The organism is Methylobacterium sp. 174MFSha1.1 (assembly GCF_900116815.1).
Lineage (GTDB): Bacteria > Pseudomonadota > Alphaproteobacteria > Rhizobiales > Beijerinckiaceae > Methylobacterium.
The window spans coordinates 169,556-185,216 of record NZ_FPCB01000005.1 but is presented as its reverse complement, the minus strand read 5'-3'; the positions used below and the strand labels follow the sequence as shown (position 1 = coordinate 185,216).

Genomic DNA, 15,661 nt, shown 5'->3' with positions numbered 1-15,661 from the left:
GCGCCCGCAGGAAAATGCCTCGCTGCGGGAGGGAGCCCATGGATGGGAAATCCGGAGCGGAAATCCCGGCCGGCGGGAAAATCCTGCCGGGGAGACAAGCCGCGCGCGAGGGATTATAGGGGATCGGGGAAGGCGTATGCCGCCGGCGGGCCCAACGAGGCCGGCCTGGGCGGCGCCCGGGGGGGCGCACGAGTTCTCGTCCACGCCGGCAGCCGGAGAGCGATGTCGCGCCGAACCACCCTGGCCCTGAGCGGCGCCGCCGTCACGGCGCTCGCGGTCACGGCCGCCTCCCTGCCCTGGACGATCGCGGCGCCGCGGGCGGCCGCCTTCGCGGAGCGGGACCTGGCGCGGCGCTACGGCCTCGGCCTCGCGGTCGCCGGCCCCGCCACCCTGACGCTGCTGCCGGCCCCGCGCCTGACCTTCGCCGGGGTGCGCCTCAGCCGCGGCGGCCACGACCTCGTCGCGAGCGAAGGCCTGCAGGTGCAGCTCGGCCTCGCCGGTCTCCTCGCCGGCCGGGCCGAAATCACCGGCCTCGTCCTCGACCGGGCCCGGATCGCCCTGTCTCCGGACGCCGACCGCGACTGGACCGAGCCGGCGGCCCGGCTCGCCGCGCGGGTCGCCGCGGGCCGCGGCCGGCACCTGCGCCGCCTCGTCCTCGTCGACGCGACGCTCTCCCTGCGCGATCCCCGCACAGGCGCCCCCGAGACGATCACCGGCCTCAACCTGGTGGCGAACTGGCCGCGCCCGAGCGCCGGGCTCGACCTGTCCGCCGCCTTCACCTGGCGCGGGGTGCCGTCCTCCCTCGCCCTGTCGGGCCTGCGCCCGCGCGAGCTCGCGGCCGGGGCCGAGACCCCTTTCGTCGCCGCCCTGACCTGGAACGGGGCGGGCGCGCGCGCCGCGGGCAGCGACGCCCGGATCGAGGGCAGCGCCGAGATCGAGGGCAGCCTGGCCTGGGCAAGAGAGGCATCGAAGGACAGCCCCGCGAAGGAGGCCGCGACTGGGGGCCCGCGCCTGTCCGGCCAGGGCCGCTTCTCCACCGCCGCCCTGCCCGGCACCCTGGCCTGGCTCGGGATCGCGCCCGGCCTCGCTGCGCTCGCTGGCCCGGTGAGCCTCGACGGGCGCTTCCTCGCCCGCCCCGGCGGGGTGGAATGGCCCGAGATCCGGGTGCGGGTCGGCGACAGCCAGCTCGAGGGCGCCGGCGCCGCCGCCCTGGTGCGCGGGCGGCTCTCCGTCACCGGCACGCTCGCGGCCGAGCGGCTCGACCTCTCGGGCCTGGTGCCCGGGGGGGGCTTCCTGTCCGAGGCGGGGTCCGGCGGCGCGGGGGCCGGCGGCGCGGGGTCTGGCGGCACTTGGAGCCGGGCGCCGCTCGCCCTCGACGATTTCGCCTACGGCGACCTCGACCTGCGCCTCTCGGCGGCCTCCGCCCGCCTCGGCCCGGTCGAGGCGCAGGACGTCGCCGCCGGCCTGCTGGTGCGCGACGGCACCGTGGAGGCGACGCTCGGGCGGGCCACCGTGCAGGGCGGCACCGTCAAGGGGCGGGCGGCGCTCGCCGCCCTGCCCGCCGGCCTCGACGCCCGCCTCCAGGGCAGCGCCGACCGGGTCGACCTCGGCGGCCTCTTCGCCGATCTCGGCTGGCCGCGCTGGATCCTCGGCCGGGCGCAGGGATCGGTCGCCCTCGACGGCGCCGGATCGAGCCTCGCCGACCTCGTCGGGCGCCTCGCCGGCCGGGCCGCCGTCACGGTCGAGGGCGGGGAGATCCTGGGCGTGAACCTCGCCGACCTCGCCCAGCGCCCCGAGACCGCCGCCACCGCCCTGCGCCGGGGCGGCCGCACCCATTTCGAGCGCGCCCGGGTCGGCCTGACGGTGAGCGACGGCGTCGCCGAGATCGGCCAGGGGCAGCTGCGGGGCGCGGCGCTGGCCGCGAGCCTCGGCGGCCGGATCTTCCTCGCCGAGCGGCGCCTGGGCGCCGAGGCGCGGATCGAGCCCGGCCCCGACGGGCGGACGGGCGGGCGGTTCGCCATCGAGGGGCCGTGGCTGCGCCCGAGCCTGCGGCCGCTGGCCGCCCGCATGCCGGCCCCCACCACCCTGCCGGCCGCCGCCAGCGCCTACGCGCCCTGAGCGGAACCGCAAGACCATCGAGGGAGCGCCCGTGACGCCATCACCGAAGCGCCGACGCACCCTGGCCGGGGCGCTCGCCTGCCTCGCCGCCCTGCCCTGCGCCGGCGCGCCGGCTCAGCCGGCACCCGCCCCGGTCCAAGCCGCACCTTCGCCGATTCCTGCGCCGGCCCCTCCGGAGGCACCGACCGCCGCGCCAGCCCCGGGCGGCTTCCCGGCCCTGCCGGCGACGCCCTACTTCCGGGTCGTGCCGATGAACGAGGCCCGCGCCATCGGGTTCTTCACGAGCCTGTTTCCGGATTGCTCGGTCCAGGGGCCGGTGGTGGCCCGCCTCGTCGAGGCGCCGAAGCACGGCAGCGTGCGCTTCACGGCGGAAGCCTCGTTCCCGCGCTACGCCCCCTCGTCGCCGCTCGCCGCCTGCAACCCCCGCAAGGTCGAGGGCCTGAAGATGATCTTCGAGGCCGCCGAGGGCTACGAGGGCCTGGACGCCTTCCGGGTGCTGCTCATCCAGCCCGACGGCTCGGCCACCCAGCTCGACGTCAGGGTGTCGGTCCGTTGACCTCGCCGCCGCCGGCCTGCCGCAGGAGTTCGTCCACGAAGGCCGGCACCGCCTGCGTGGCCGGGCCGTAGGTGGCATGCGCGAACAGGCCGGCCGTGTCGGAGGGGGCGAGGTTGATCTCGCGGGTCGGGATCCCGGCTTCCCGCGCCCGCGCCACGAAGCCCGCCGCCGGATAGACCGCCCCGGAGGTGCCGATGGCGACGAACAGGTCGGATTCGTCGAGGGCCTCGGCGATGACGTCGAGGTGGAGCGGCATCTCGCCGAACCAGACCACGTCCGGGCGCATCCCGCCCCGCCGCCCGCAGGACGGGCAGGCGGTGTCGACGGAGAGATCCTCCGCCCAGGGGCGGCCCGCGCCGCAGGCGGTGCAGCGCGCCCGCATCAATTCGCCGTGCATGTGGGTGACCCGGCGCGAGCCAGCACGCTCGTGCAGGTCGTCGACGTTCTGGGTGCACAGGAAGAGCCGGCCGCCGCGGGCGGCGAGACCCGCCTCCAGGCGCGCGAGCGCCGCGTGGGCGGCGTTGGGCGCCGCCTCCCGCACGCCCTGCCGGCGCAGGTTGTAGAAGGCGTGGACCTCCTCGGGCTCCGCCGCGAAGGCCTCGGGGGTGGCGAGCCGCATCGGATCGAACCGTCGCCACAGCCCGCCCGGATCCCGGAAGGTGCCGAGCCCGCTCTCGGCCGAGATCCCGGCCCCGGTGAGGATGAAGAGATTCACGCGCGGCCCTCCCGCCGGTGTCGCGATTCGGGCGACGACTGGGACACGATTGTGTCAAAGCTCGCGCGCGGCAGAACAACGCCGGTTCCTGACCATCGCGGTGCCGTCACTGTGACCTCCGTTGAGACTTTATCAATTCTTGGCATGGACAATCCCTGTCACCCATCCTAAGTGAGGATCGTGCCCGTGCGCATGGCGCCGGGCGACTGATTCCGAACAGATCGCTTCAGGACATTCAATGACGCGCCACCGCGCGAAACCGTCATTCACGGTCGAGATCAAGCGCAGCCGCACCTCCCCCCTGCCCGACGGCGAGCGGCCCCAGAGCGAGCGCCCCGTCCTCACGCCGGCGGTGGGCAAGCCCCCGGCAGGGTTGAACAAGCCCCCGGCAGGGATGAGCAGGCCCCCGGCAGGGATGAGCAGGCCCCCGGCAGGGTTGAACAAGCCCCAGGCGGGCAAGCCCCAAGCGGGGACGAACAAGCCGGCAGCGGCCGCGCCCCATCCGGCCGAGGCCCTGTTCAAGTCCCCGGCGGGCCCGTCGACGCTGTCGGCGAGCGTGACCGCCGAGCCCGAGCCCCGGCCTGCCTCCCCCGGCCGCAACCTCTGGGCCGGGACCGGCCTCCTGGAAGAGGCCGCCGCCGCCACCAAGTCCGGCCGCTTCGACCCGCCGGACCTGCCGATCTTCAGCAAGACTCCCGCCGACAAGCCGTCCGAGACGGACGCTGCCCCCGCCAAGGATGCCGCGCCCGCCAAGGACGCCGCGCCCGCGAAGCGCGTCCTGCCGAGCCTGATCGCCCCGTCGGCGCCCGAGCCCGAACCGGAGGTCGCGCCCGAGCCCGAGCCGAAGCTGCCCCGGGTCCGCCGCTACCGCGCCGCCGCGCCCGCCGCCCCCCGCCGCACCGCCGCCGGCCCGCGTCCGGCCTTCGTGTGGCCCGAGGACTGGCCCGACGAGGCCCCGATCCAGACCCCCGCGCCGATCACCGTGCCGACCCCGCCCCGGTCTCAGGACCGGATCGAGCTCCCGCAGATCGAGGCTGCACCCGACGCCGACGAGAGCGAGCCCCGGCCCGGCGAGATCCGCCCGCGGGTGAAGCGCCGCACCGGCGACGAGGACCTGCGCATCGGCCAGCGCTGGAAGCGCCGGCTGCCCCGCGTGTGCTGGTAACGGACCGGATCGCGGGTCGGCACGACCCTGCGGCGGACCGGTCCGATCTCTCTGCGGACGGGAGCGGTCCGCCCTACCGGCTCGTCATCCTCGACTTCGACGGCACCCTCGCCGACACCTTCCCGTGGTTCACCCGGGTGCTTCCCGGCGTCGCCGACCGCTACGGCTTCCGCCGGCCGGCCGCGCACGAGGCCGAGTCCCTGCGGGCGATGGAGGCGCGGGCGGTGATGCGGCACCTCGGCGTGCCGCTCTGGAAGCTGCCGCTGATCGCCCGCCACATGCGCGGCCTCGCCGCCCGCGACGCCGGCGACCTCGCGCCCTTTCCGGGCATCCCCGCCCTGCTCGCCCGCCTGCGGGCCGGCGGCCTCGCCCTGGCCCTCGTCAGCTCCAACCGCGAGGACGTGGTGCGCCGGGTGCTCGGACCGGGCAGCGCCGGCCTGATCGACCTCCATGCCTGCGGCACGGCCCTGTTCGGCAAGGCGCGGCGGTTCCGGGCCGTGGCGCGGGCGAGCGGCGTCGCCCCGGACCGGATCCTGTGCCTCGGCGACGAATTGCGCGACCACGCCGCCGCGACGCGCGCCGGCCTCGCCTTCGGGGCGGTGACCTGGGGCTACACCCGGGCGGAGGCGCTGGCGGCGGCGGGGCCGGCTCACCTGTTCTCCAGTCCGGAGGCGGTGGCGGCGGCGCTGCTGCCGGGGGCGGCGTGATGGTCGGAGCCCATCCGATGGGCTTCCGACGACATCACCGCGTCATCCGGGGCTCGGCGCAGCCGAGAACCCGGGATGACGTGGAGGATGTCAAGTCTGTCGAGGTGCGGTCTAGAACCCCTCAGTAATGCGGCACCGTCCGGTGCTCGATCAGCGGCGCCTCCATGCGGAAGTGCAGGCCGGCCGGCGCGAAGTCGAAGCGGATGTCGGCGCCGCACTGCATGGTGAGCACCCGCTGCAGCAGGGTCGAGCCGAAGCCCTTGCGGGTCGGCTCGGCGGTGCGCGGGCCGCCGCGCTCGGTCCAGTCGAGCCGCAGGCGGCGGCCGGTCTCGCCCTGGTCGACGGCCCAGGCCACGGTGATGCGGCCCTCGGGCACCGAGAGGGCGCCGTGCTTCGCGGCGTTGGTGGTCAGTTCGTGGATCGCCATGCCGGTCGGCACCGCGAGGTCGGCGGTGAGCTCGACATGCGGGCCTTCGAGGGCGATGCGCTGACCCCCCTCGTCGTTGTAGGGGCCGAGCTCGTTCTCCAGCATCTCCTGGAGCGAGGCCATCTGCCAGTAATCCTCCGTCAGGAGGTTGTGGGTCTTGGCGAGCGAGATCACCCGGGCCGAGAAGCCCTGGTAGAACTCGTCGACGCTGGTGGCGCCCCGCGCCGAGGCGCCGAGCAAGGCCTGCACGGTGGCGAGCGTGTTCTTCACCCGGTGGTGCAATTCGCGGATCAGCAGCGCCTGGCGCTCGGCGGTCTGCTGGCGCTCGTGCAGGAAGGCCGCCGCCTCGCGCTGGCGCCGCCGCGCCCGCACGGCGAAGCGGGTCGCGGTGACCAGGGTGGCGGGGTGGAACGGCCGCTCGAGCAGGGTGACGTTGCCGAGGGACTCCATCAGCCGCGCATCCGGCGGGGTGCCCCGCAGGGTGAGCAGCACGAAGGGATAATCCGACCACGGCTCCTGCCCGGCGAGGTAGGCGGCGAGCCCGTGCCGGTCGGAGGCGCGCAGGACCTCCTCGGTCAGGATGGCGCAGCTGCCCGCATCGAGCCGGGCGACGAGGTCCGGCAGGTCGGCGCAGGTCTCCGAATGCAGGCCCGCCTCGTCGAGGATGCTGCCCGCCACCGCGGCGTCGCGCCCGGCGGGGGCGAGGATCAGGACCGGGGGATCACTCTCTCTCATCACTGTCCAGATCCGGGAGAGTCACTGGCCGATCCCGCTCCGCTTCCTCGCGCTCGGCCAGCAGGCGGCCGGGGGCGCCGCGGTAGCTCGGCACGCCCGTCAGGACGCCCCGGAAGCCCGCCAGCGGCTCGCCGACACGCAAACCGTCGCCGTCGATCCGAAGTTCCCGGATGGTGTCCTCGTGCGGCCCCACCCTCTTCTTGACCACCGACACCGCCCGGCGCAAGTGCCCATCCGCCTCGAAGAACCGGAACAGCACCACGGTGTCGCTGAGGTAGGTGAGATCGACCGTCGCCGACATCTGCCCGACGAGCCCGTGCTGGGCCAGCACCAGCAGCGTCGTCACGCCCTGCTGGTTCAGGTAGGTCAGGATTTCATGCATCTGCAGCAGCAGGTACTGCTCGCCCGGCATCGCGCTCTGGTAGCCGGTGAGCGAGTCGATCAGCACCAGGCGCACGCCCTCGCGCTCGACGGCGTCGCGCACCATCGCGGCGAGCTCGCCCGGCGAGACCTCCGCCGGGTCGATCTGCTCGACCCGCAGGCGGCCCTCTGCGACCGCCGCGGCGATGTCCATGCCGAGGCCGGCGGCCCGGCGCATCAGGATCCCGGTCGTCTCGTCGAAGCTCAGGATCAGCCCGCGCTCGCCGCGCGCCAGCCCCGCCGTGACGTAGGCGAGCGCGGTCGAGGACTTGCCGACCCCCGAGGGGCCGAGCAGCATCGTGCTGGTGCCCCGGTCGAGCCCGCCGCCGAGCAGCGCGTCGAGGGCGGCATTGCCGCTGCCGAGGCGGTCGACGTCGTAGGGGTGGCCGTGCTCGGCCGCGATCAGGCGCGGGAACACCGCGAGGCCGCCGCGGCGGATGACGAAGTCGTGGAAGCCGCCGCGGAAATGCGTGCCGCGCATCTTGATCACCCGCAGGCGCCGGCGCTCGCCGCCGTAGAGGGGCGCGAGCTGCTCGAGCCGGATCACCGCGTGGCAGAGGCTGTGCAGGTTGAGGTCGTCCTGCTCGGCGGTGAGGTCGTCGAGGAGGAGCGCGGTGGTGTCGTGGATGAGGAGGTAGCTGCGGAGCGCCAGCACCTGGCGGCGGTAGCGCAGCGAGCCCTGCGACAAGAGGCGGATCTCCGACAGGCTGTCGAACACCACCCGCTGCGGCCTGATCCGGTCGATCTCCGCGATGGCGAGCCGCACGGTCTCGCCGAGCTCGAGATCGGAGGAATGGACGAGGCTCTGCTGCTGGCGCGGGTCGAGGCTGAGCTCGGGCGGCACCAGTTCGAAGATCTCGATGCCGTCGAGCGACCAGCCGTGGCGGGAGGCGACGGAGGCGAGCTCGCGCCGGCTCTCCGAGAGCGTGATGTAGAGGCAGCGCTCGCCGAGCCGCGCCCCGTCGCGGAGGAATTGCAGCGCGAGCGTCGTCTTGCCCGAGCCCGGCCGGCCCTCGATCAGGTGGGCGCGGCTGGCCGCGTACCCCCCCTCCAGGATCGAGTCGAGGCCCGGCACGCCGGTCGGGACCGGGGCCGCGTCGTCGGAGGGAGAGAGCACGGGATCGGGCATGGAGGGCAGGCTGACTGTCTCGGCGGGCTGGTCTGCGAAGCGGCGGCGCGCGGGCGGCGGCGCACGGCACGAGACCCGGGGATGGGTCATGGGAGATGGCCCCCCGCTTGTGGCAAAGAAATGCGGCGAGAACAAAGAGTTCCCGCGCCCGCCGGCTGTGCGTTCCGGGGGCGGTCCCCCGCCCGCACGTCGCCCCGCGCCCGCAGCGGGGAAAAAGCGCACCGAGATGCGCGTCTTTGCCCTTGACGCGGCGGGGGTTCGCACGCATGTGGCCCTCATCCGTGCGGGGCCGACGAATCGGCCGCGCGCGGCATCACCGGAAGCCTTCATCCCCCATGCCCAGCGACAGTAGTCGACGGACCGCGCCGCCTCGGTACCGCCTCGCGTGACCCGCGCCTGATCGCTGATCGGGCTCGCCCGCGACCGGCGCCGATGCGGCCGGTCGAACGAGGTGAGCCATGACCCTGATGACGACGGGCGCCCGCTCCGGCGCCGCCGCCACCCGCCGCGACCGCAGCGTCGTGACCGTGCTTCTTCTGATGCTGGCCCTGGTCTTCGGACCCGCCATCGGCCTCCACGTGGCCGTCAACCTGCTCGGCGCCGCGCCTGCGCCGGACGGCCTCGTCTCGGCCGTCTCCGCCGAGGCGCCCCGGGGCGGCCGGGGCTGATCCCGAGGGGTCGGTGCCTTCAGGCCGATCCCCGCCCCCGCAGGATCAGGACCGCGCCGGCGACCAGCAGCGCGGCCCCGATCCAGGTCTGAAGACCCAGAGCCTGGAAACCGATGGGCGTGTCCGGGCCGGGGCCGCCCTTGCGGCCGGTCAGCCCCATCGCGTCGCCGGCGATCCCCGCCGCGAGCTGACCCGCCACCACCATCGCCACCGTGACGGTCGCGCCCTGCTGGCGGTAGCCGTAGAGGCTCGCGGCCACGACCAGCGTGCCGAGCAGGCCCGGCACCAGGAACCACGGCTCCGCCCGCTCCGCCAGGCGCAGCGGAAAGGCCGGGCCGCTGCGCCAGGCCTCGACGAGGCCGAGCAGCGACAGCCCGACCAGCGAGTTGCACAGGAGCGCCCCGGTCAGACCGGTCCCCCGCGCCACGATCGCCCCCATCAGGGCATTCTGGACCACCAGGGCCGCCCCCGCGACGAGGCAGAGCAGGGCCGCGCCGGTCATCGGGCGGCCCCTGCGGACGTCCGGGGCGAGGTGGGGCGAATGGGCATGGCGCGGCTCCTGTCGGACCGCGATCATCTCTTATGATGGACGATTGTCAAATACAGGAAACGCCGCGAGCGGCGGCACCGGGTGCGATTCCTTCGGCCCGGATCAGGAGATCAACCCGCGCCGCAGCGCCACCGCCACCGACTGGGCGCTGTTGAGGGTGCCGAGCTTGGTCCGGGTGGTGCGCAGGTGGTGCTCGACGCCCTTGGAGGAGATCGCCAGGATCTCGCCGATCTCCCAGCTCGTCTTGCCCTCGGCGACCCATTGCAGCACCTCGCGCTCGCGCGGCGACAGGCGGATCTCGGCGCCGGCCTCCGAGCGCAGCAGCACGAGCTGGGCGAAGGCGTAGGTCGCCACGAGCTGCAGCGTGCCGAGATCCTCCGGCGAGACCTCGACCCGCGCGCCCGAGAAGCTGAATCCCGCGAGCTGCCCGTCGAGGGTCAGGAGCGGCACGGTGACCCCGTGGCGCAGGCCGTGCTCGCCGGCCTCGTGCATGACCTGCAGGGCCGCCGGGTCCTCTCGGTACTGCTCGGCGATCTCCGACCAGGCGAAGGGCGCGTTCGCCCCGCCGAGATGGCGCACCGTGGCGTCCCGGAACAGGTAGCCGCGGGACAGGTAGCGGGTCTTCCAGTCCGCCGGCATCGCGTCGAGGAGGGCGTGCTCGTATTGCTGGCGCGGCTTGGCTCCGACGATCGGCAGGGTCCCGGCCAGCGCGTGCTCGATCCCGAAGCGGCCCAGCAGCCGGAGCAGCAGCTCGGAGACGTCCTGCGCGCTCGCGGTCCGGTCGAGGGAGCGCAGGAAGGCGAGGGTCAGATCGAGGCGCTTCCGGCTCATGCAACCTGCCTCACGCGGAGAGCTTTGATTAACATCTGTGGTTGTGGTCGCATTCCCGGGACCGAGGGGCAAGATGTCGCGGAATTCCATCCCCGCGGCAAGGGCCGCGTCGCGTGCGGGCCCGCCGGGCGAGGCGATGGGGCCACCGATGCAGATCCGCTTGAAACCCGTCTCGATCGCGGTTCTCGAAGTTTGTTTGACCGGCCTCGACGGGCTCATCACGCTCCGCGTCATTCCGGGGCCGCGTAGCGGAACCCGGAATCCAGAACCGCTGGTGGCGTAGGATAAAGCGGACGCCTTTCCGCCTCGTTCTGTACGGCCTGAGCGTCTGGGCGTGCCTGCGTCATTCCGGGCTCCGCTACACGGCCCCGGACTGACGTAGAGGGTGGACATGTTGTCGATCGAGCCAAACAGTCTCTCTGTGACGGTTTCGGCCCGATCCGGCGTCAGGCGCGCCGCGTTGCATCGACGATCCGGCTTTTCACCCGGGAAAGATTGTGGGGGGACGGCCTTGAACCGCCCGCATGCTCTCTCCATCTGCCGGTCGCGCCTGCGGTTGGGCGCTCTTCGGAGAAGATCATGCCGCACCACGACACCACCGCCCTCTCGGGCACGATCCAGCACGTCTTCGCGCACCGCTTCACCCTGGAGGCGGACGGCGCGGTCCACCTCGCCGATCTCGGGCCCAAGGGGGCGGAGGCCTTTCCCCTCGCCGCCGGCCTGCGCGTGACCCTCGAGGGCGAGCGCCGCCCCTCGGAGATCAAGGTCGCGCGGATTTCCGCCGCGGGCCGCGCGCCGGTGGAGATCCACCACAAGAAGCCGCACCATCCGGGCAAGCCGACATCGTCCGACGCGGCCGTCGATCCCGCCGCCGCCCTCGCCGCCGTCACGGCGGCGGGCTGGATGCCGACGGGCGAGCCGCGGCGCAAGCCGAAGCACGTCGAGGTGCTGGCGCGGCGGGGCGACGGGGCCTGGACCGAGCTCCACGTCGACGCCGCCGGCAAGATCTACAAGGAGAAGGCGCCCGACGCCGACAAGTGGGGCGCCGCCCTCGCCTGACGCGCCCACAGGGGCCGCGCGACGCGCGGCCCCTGACCTCTCATGGGCACGAAGGGGGGCCGCGCGTCGCGCGGCTCCTGACCTCTCATGAGCCCAAGGGGGGCCGCGCGTCGCGCGGCCCCTCACACCCGCGCGACCGGCTCCATGCCGGTCCGCCGGATCGCCGCCGCGGCCCGGTCCGAGACGAGGTGGGCGATCAGCCGCCGCGCCGGTTCGACGGCCGCCGAGCCCGCGACGATCGCCGCCGTGAAGGTCTGGACGAGCTGGACCTCGTCGGGGAGCGCGCCCACCACCTCGATCCCCGGCACGTCGACCAGTTCGCTCACCGGCCCGAGGGCGAGGTCGGCCTCGCCCGCCGCGAGGGCCGCGGCGGAATCGGTGCCGCGGGGCAGCACCCGCTTGCGCACGGTCCCGGCGACGCCGAGCCGCGGAAACACCGTGTCCTGGATGAACAACCCGCTGGTGCTGCCCGGCATCACGACGAGGCGGGCGGCCGTCAGGGTCCGCGCCAGCGCGGCGGCGGTCCCGATCTCGGGATGCGGTGCCCCCGCCCGCACCGCGGCGGCGAGCGGCGCGGTGGCGAGCTCCACCGCCGAACCCGCGACGATCCGGCCCTCTCCCGTCAGTTCGTGCAGGCCCTCGTTCGAGAGGATCACCACGTCGACGGACGTACCGTGCGCGAGCTGGTGCCGGATGGTCCGCGGCCCCTGCCCCTGCGACGCGCCGGACAGGGTCCGGACCCTCACGCCCGTCGCGCGCTCGAAATCCGGCAGCACCGCCTCGTAGGCGAGCGCGAAGCCGCCCGAGATCATGACGGTGAGGTCGGCGGTGACGGCGTCGGGCGAAGTCATGGTGGCTGCCGGTGCTCGGGATCGGGAGGGTTCCTTCGCCCAAGCCCGCCCACCCGCGCAAGCCGTCCCACGCGTTTCCCCACCCTGCTATTCCCGCACCTGCGCCGAATCCTCTAAAGCCTTCCCCGCACAAGCAATCAGGGGGGAAGACATGGACAGGGCGGAAGACTTGGAACCGGAGACACGGGAGCGCGGCTTCCCGCGCTGGCGGCTCGCCCGGGGGCCGGTGGTGCTGCCCGACGAGCGGCCGCCGCTCGGCCAGGTGGCGGTGCTGGCGCTCCAGCACGTCGTGGCGATGTTCGGCTCCACGGCGCTGGCCCCGCTGCTGATGGGCTTCGATCCCAACCTGGCGATCCTGTTCTCCGGCATCGCCACGCTGTTGTTCTTCGTCGTGGTCGGCGGGCGGGTGCCGAGCTATCTCGGCTCCAGCTTCGCCTTCATCGCGGTGGTGATCGCCGCCACCGGCTACGGCGGCAGCGGGCCGAACCCGAACCTGCCCGTCGCCCTCGGCGGCATCATCGCGGCCGGCGCGGTCTACGCCCTGATCGGGATCGCGGTGATGCGGGCGGGCGATGCCTGGATCGGCCGGCTGATGCCGCCGGCGGTGACCGGCGCGATCGTCGGGGCGATCGGCCTCAACCTCGCGCCGATCGGCGTGAAGGGCATCTCGGGATCGGGCCTCGATGTCGGGATCGGGCTGTTCACGATCCTGGCGGTGGGCCTGTCCGCCTCCACCCTGCCGGGCTCCGCGCGGCGCCTGCCGCTGCTGATCGGGGCGGTGGCCGCGACCCTGCTCTACGGCGTGCTGGCGAACGGCTTGGGGCTGGCCAAGCCCCTCGACCTCGGACGGATCGCCGACGCCCCGTGGTTCGGCTGGCCGCACTTCACCACGCCGGTCTTCGAGGCTTCCGCGATCGGGCTCATCGCCCCCGTCGCCCTGGTGCTGGTCGCGGAGAATCTCGGCCACGTGAAGGCGATCGGCGCGATGACCGGGCGCAACCTCGATCCGTATCTCGGTCGCGCCTTCCTCGGCGACGGGCTCGCCACGATGCTGTCGGGCTTCTTCGGCGGCACCGGCGTGACCACCTACGCCGAGAACATGGGCGTGATGGCGGTGACCCGGATCTACTCGACCCTGGTCTTCGCCGTCGCCGGGCTGGTAGCGATCCTGTTCGGGCTGTCGCCGAAATTCGGCGCCGCGATCCTGGTGATCCCGGGGCCGGTGATCGGCGGCCTGTCGGTGGTGGTGTTCGGGCTGATCGCCGCCGCCGCGGGACGGATCTTCGTCGAGAACCGGGTCGATTTCTCCCGCACCCGGGTGCTGCTCACCGTCGGCACCGCCCTGGTGCTCGGCGCCGGCGACTTCACGGTCAGCATCAGTAGTTTCAAGCTCGGGGGGATCGGCACCGCCACGGCGGCCGCGATCCTGCTCTACCACCTGCTGCGCGACGATCCGGCCTGACGCAAGGTCTCGTGTCGAAGATTGCCGGAGTGAGGCAGTTTCCGAAATACCGGAGCAAGGATCGTTCATCCCAATCGACACCCTCATCCTGAGGTGCTGCTGCCTGCAGCAGCCTCGAAGGAGGGCTCCAGCTCGCTCGGAGACGTCTGGAGGCCTCCTTCGAGGTCAGTCGATCTTCGATCGACTGACACCTCAGGATGAGGTGATTGGAGAGGATGCCTCGCCCGGGTTCCGATCGTTCGAGGCTGAACCGCTCGAGCAGGCTCTGGCATAGTACCGCCGGCTGATCCAACCCGTCAGACAGCGTCAGAGAAAGCTCGTGGCTCGGGCGCATCAGATCAGCCCCAGTAGCCGCGCGATCACGGCCATGCTCTAATCAGGTCTTTCTCCGCCCTGTCCGGGGCGACAGGAGGCCGGCATGCAGCCACGATTGCGCGTGCAGCGGGATCCGACCCGAGAACCCGTCCCGGTCGCCGGTCCGCCGGCGGGCGCCGCGGCCGATCTCCTGACCAATCCGCTGGTCGCCCCCCTCGCGGGCGACCTCGTCGCCGGGTTGATGCGCCGCCACGAGGTCGCGGCCGAGCGGCTGATCGGCTGGCTGCGGGTGGGGATTGGGGCCTGCGTCTTCGTCACGGTGATCGTCGCCAGCGACCTGTTGCACGAACTCGCCGGCGTGTCGCTCGGGATCTTCCAGCGCAACGCCTGGATCGCCGCTCTGGGCTTCGTCGGCGTCGGCCTCGTCAGCATCGCGCTCGCGGTGCCGCAGCGCTGGCGGCATCCTTACGCCTACCTGTTCATGGTGCTGGATGTCGGGCTGGTGCTCGCCATCACGGTGCTGGCCCTCGGCGAGCGCGACCTGCCCGGCAACGCCCTGCCCTCGGCGCCGATCGTCTGGGCGATCCCCCTGGTCCTGGCGGTCGGCGCCCTGCGCTACGACGTGAAGGTGCAGCTCTCGGCGATCGCGCTCCTCACCCTCGGCCTCGTCGCCATCGCGGTCGGGCTCGAGCACCAGCTGGTCCTCGATCCGGCCTCCGCCGGCAGGCCGGCCTGGACCCAGTTGTTCTCGATGCCCGTCAACGTGATGCGGCTCACGCTGATCCTGCTCGCGGGCGCCGCCACGGCCTTCGGCATCGTGCGCTCGCGCCGGCTCCTCGCCTCCGCGGTCCGGGACGCGGTCGGGCGCGCCAGCCTGTCGCGCTTCCTACCGGCGGAGATCGCGCCCCGGCTCGCGGCGGGGGATGCCGCGCTCCGCCGCGGCCGCCGCCAGCGGGCGGTGATCGCCTTCGTGGACATCCGCGATTCGACCGGGATGGCCGAGGGCATGGATCCGGAGGGGCTGTCGCGGTTCTTCACCGCCTTCCGCACCCGCATCCTGGCCTGCGTGCGCCGGCACCACGGCTTCGTCGACAAGTTCATCGGCGACGGCGCCCTGATCCTGTTCGGGGTGCCGGACGAGGGCGGCGACGACGCGGCCCGGGCGCTCGCCTTCGCGCAGGACCTCGTCGGCATCGTCGAGGCCTGGAACGAGACGCGGGAGCTGCCCCGGGCGGTGAAGATCGGCATCGGCATCCATGTCGGCGAGGTCTTTTGCGGCATCGTCGGCGACGAGGAGCGGATGGAGTTCACGGTTTTGGGCGACGCGGTCAACGTCGCCTCGCGGCTCGAACAGGCGACCAAGCGCTACGGCGCGGTGGTGCTCGCCTCCGAGGCCGCCGTCGCCGGCTCGTCGGACCCGGCCGCCTGGCGCGAGGTCGGCCGCGAGCCCCTCGCCGGCCGCAAGCAGGCCATCACGATCTTCGCTCCGGTCCTCTCCTGAACGGACCTTCCATCCCGAACGAAGAAGGCCCCGCATCGGCGGGGCCTTCTTCTGTCTCGTATCCGTGGCGCGGGCCGAAAAAACTACTCCGGCGGACGGGCCGGCCGCAGCCGCACCGCCTGGGCCAGGCGGATCAGCTCGCGGGCAGTCAGGCCGCGGCTGTCCTGCTGCGACCAGATCTCCCCGACCGGCCGCGCCCGGCCGGGATCGGTGCCGGGCCGGACCTCGCCGCGCCGCGTCTCGCAGGATCGATCGGACCGGCGGGGCTCTCCGCCCAGGGCTGGATCGACGAACCGGTGGGCTCTCGCTGCCGTTCTCATGCGTGCTCCCATGCGAACCGGGGGGATGCGAACCGGCGGCATGGTTAGCGAAGCGTGGCCGTTTGCGGAATTCTTGAACTTGCGCGGCGGCGCGCTACCCCGGCCCGTTCCGCGGACATCCTCGCTCGCGAG

Annotated in this window: 15 protein-coding genes; 8 read left to right on the top strand and 7 right to left on the bottom strand. The window is 73.5% G+C overall.

All coding sequences use genetic code 11. The features are described from left to right. Positions 1-222: 222 nt before the first annotated feature. Positions 223-2,118, top strand: coding sequence for an AsmA family protein (locus tag BM430_RS02785; RefSeq protein ID WP_093565034.1), 1,896 nt, complete (start codon positions 223-225; stop codon positions 2,116-2,118). A gap of 31 nt (positions 2,119-2,149) precedes the next feature. Further along, the gene (locus tag BM430_RS34490; protein ID WP_177302893.1) at positions 2,150-2,674 is read left to right on the top strand and encodes a hypothetical protein; all 525 of its coding nucleotides are present in this window, start codon (positions 2,150-2,152) and stop codon (positions 2,672-2,674) included. On the opposite strand, the gene BM430_RS02775 is transcribed toward BM430_RS34490, so the two are convergent. After that, a complete protein-coding gene (locus BM430_RS02775; protein ID WP_093565032.1) occupies positions 2,655-3,389 on the bottom strand; it encodes an NAD-dependent deacylase in 735 nt (244 codons plus the stop codon). The two genes, BM430_RS34490 and BM430_RS02775, sit on opposite strands and share 20 nt — an antisense overlap. 238 nt (positions 3,390-3,627) lie before the next feature. Between BM430_RS02775 and BM430_RS02770 the strand changes: the two genes are divergently transcribed. Next, positions 3,628-4,554 (top strand): hypothetical protein, encoded by a 927-nt coding sequence (locus BM430_RS02770; protein WP_143131936.1) that lies wholly within the window; start codon positions 3,628-3,630, stop codon positions 4,552-4,554. Between the two features lie 86 nt (positions 4,555-4,640). Then, positions 4,641-5,261, top strand: a complete 621-nt coding sequence (locus BM430_RS02765) for an HAD hydrolase-like protein (RefSeq protein WP_244539298.1) — start codon at positions 4,641-4,643, stop codon at positions 5,259-5,261. 121 nt (positions 5,262-5,382) lie between these two features. Here the strand turns inward: BM430_RS02765 and BM430_RS02760 are convergent, their stop codons facing one another. Both BM430_RS02760 and BM430_RS02755 read right to left on the bottom strand, forming a co-directional pair. After that, the gene (locus BM430_RS02760; protein WP_093565028.1) at positions 5,383-6,423 is read right to left on the bottom strand and encodes a sensor histidine kinase; all 1,041 of its coding nucleotides are present in this window, start codon (positions 6,421-6,423) and stop codon (positions 5,383-5,385) included. Then, positions 6,410-7,972 carry an ATPase domain-containing protein gene (locus BM430_RS02755; RefSeq protein WP_177302906.1) on the bottom strand — a complete coding sequence of 521 codons (1,563 nt, stop codon included), beginning with the start codon at positions 7,970-7,972 and terminating at the stop codon, positions 6,410-6,412. The genes BM430_RS02760 and BM430_RS02755 overlap by 14 nt, the downstream gene beginning before the upstream one ends. Before the next feature lie 458 nt (positions 7,973-8,430). Between BM430_RS02755 and BM430_RS02750 the strand changes: the two genes are divergently transcribed. Next, the gene (locus BM430_RS02750) at positions 8,431-8,640 is read left to right on the top strand and encodes a hypothetical protein (protein WP_093565026.1); all 210 of its coding nucleotides are present in this window, start codon (positions 8,431-8,433) and stop codon (positions 8,638-8,640) included. Between the two features lie 19 nt (positions 8,641-8,659). On the opposite strand, the gene BM430_RS02745 is transcribed toward BM430_RS02750, so the two are convergent. Together BM430_RS02745 and BM430_RS02740 are read right to left on the bottom strand one after the other, a co-directional pair. Then, the gene (locus tag BM430_RS02745) at positions 8,660-9,142 is read right to left on the bottom strand and encodes a DMT family transporter (protein ID WP_177302905.1); all 483 of its coding nucleotides are present in this window, start codon (positions 9,140-9,142) and stop codon (positions 8,660-8,662) included. Between the two features lie 150 nt (positions 9,143-9,292). After that, positions 9,293-10,021 (bottom strand): autoinducer binding domain-containing protein, encoded by a 729-nt coding sequence (locus BM430_RS02740; RefSeq protein ID WP_093565022.1) that lies wholly within the window; start codon positions 10,019-10,021, stop codon positions 9,293-9,295. A gap of 579 nt (positions 10,022-10,600) precedes the next feature. On the opposite strand from BM430_RS02740, the gene BM430_RS02735 reads away from it, so the two are divergent. Beyond that, a complete protein-coding gene (locus BM430_RS02735) occupies positions 10,601-11,080 on the top strand; it encodes a hypothetical protein (protein WP_093565020.1) in 480 nt (159 codons plus the stop codon). A gap of 122 nt (positions 11,081-11,202) precedes the next feature. Here BM430_RS02735 and BM430_RS02730 read toward each other — a convergent pair whose 3' ends face one another. Beyond that, the gene (locus tag BM430_RS02730) at positions 11,203-11,931 is read right to left on the bottom strand and encodes a substrate-binding domain-containing protein (RefSeq protein ID WP_093565018.1); all 729 of its coding nucleotides are present in this window, start codon (positions 11,929-11,931) and stop codon (positions 11,203-11,205) included. Between the two features lie 169 nt (positions 11,932-12,100). On the opposite strand from BM430_RS02730, the gene BM430_RS02725 reads away from it, so the two are divergent. Then, positions 12,101-13,393 (top strand): solute carrier family 23 protein, encoded by a 1,293-nt coding sequence (locus BM430_RS02725; RefSeq protein WP_244539282.1) that lies wholly within the window; start codon positions 12,101-12,103, stop codon positions 13,391-13,393. Between the two features lie 418 nt (positions 13,394-13,811). Next, positions 13,812-15,209 (top strand): adenylate/guanylate cyclase domain-containing protein, encoded by a 1,398-nt coding sequence (locus BM430_RS02720; protein WP_093565014.1) that lies wholly within the window; start codon positions 13,812-13,814, stop codon positions 15,207-15,209. A gap of 83 nt (positions 15,210-15,292) precedes the next feature. On the opposite strand, the gene BM430_RS02715 is transcribed toward BM430_RS02720, so the two are convergent. Next, complete coding sequence (locus BM430_RS02715; protein ID WP_093565012.1) at positions 15,293-15,529, bottom strand: hypothetical protein; 237 nt, start codon at positions 15,527-15,529, stop codon at positions 15,293-15,295. Positions 15,530-15,661: the final 132 nt, after the last annotated feature.

Coding starts and splice junctions, on each gene's coding strand:
- BM430_RS02750 (WP_093565026.1), top strand. CDS start 8,431: ATGACCCTGATGACGACGGGCGCCCGCTCCGGCGCCGCCGCCACCCGC.
- BM430_RS02720 (WP_093565014.1), top strand. CDS start 13,812: ATGCAGCCACGATTGCGCGTGCAGCGGGATCCGACCCGAGAACCCGTC.
- BM430_RS02715 (WP_093565012.1), bottom strand. CDS start 15,529: ATGAGAACGGCAGCGAGAGCCCACCGGTTCGTCGATCCAGCCCTGGGC.
- BM430_RS02740 (WP_093565022.1), bottom strand. CDS start 10,021: ATGAGCCGGAAGCGCCTCGATCTGACCCTCGCCTTCCTGCGCTCCCTC.
- BM430_RS02755 (WP_177302906.1), bottom strand. CDS start 7,972: ATGCCCGATCCCGTGCTCTCTCCCTCCGACGACGCGGCCCCGGTCCCG.
- BM430_RS02735 (WP_093565020.1), top strand. CDS start 10,601: ATGCCGCACCACGACACCACCGCCCTCTCGGGCACGATCCAGCACGTC.
- BM430_RS02785 (WP_093565034.1), top strand. CDS start 223: ATGTCGCGCCGAACCACCCTGGCCCTGAGCGGCGCCGCCGTCACGGCG.
- BM430_RS02745 (WP_177302905.1), bottom strand. CDS start 9,142: ATGACCGGCGCGGCCCTGCTCTGCCTCGTCGCGGGGGCGGCCCTGGTG.
- BM430_RS02770 (WP_143131936.1), top strand. CDS start 3,628: ATGACGCGCCACCGCGCGAAACCGTCATTCACGGTCGAGATCAAGCGC.
- BM430_RS02760 (WP_093565028.1), bottom strand. CDS start 6,423: ATGAGAGAGAGTGATCCCCCGGTCCTGATCCTCGCCCCCGCCGGGCGC.
- BM430_RS02730 (WP_093565018.1), bottom strand. CDS start 11,931: ATGACTTCGCCCGACGCCGTCACCGCCGACCTCACCGTCATGATCTCG.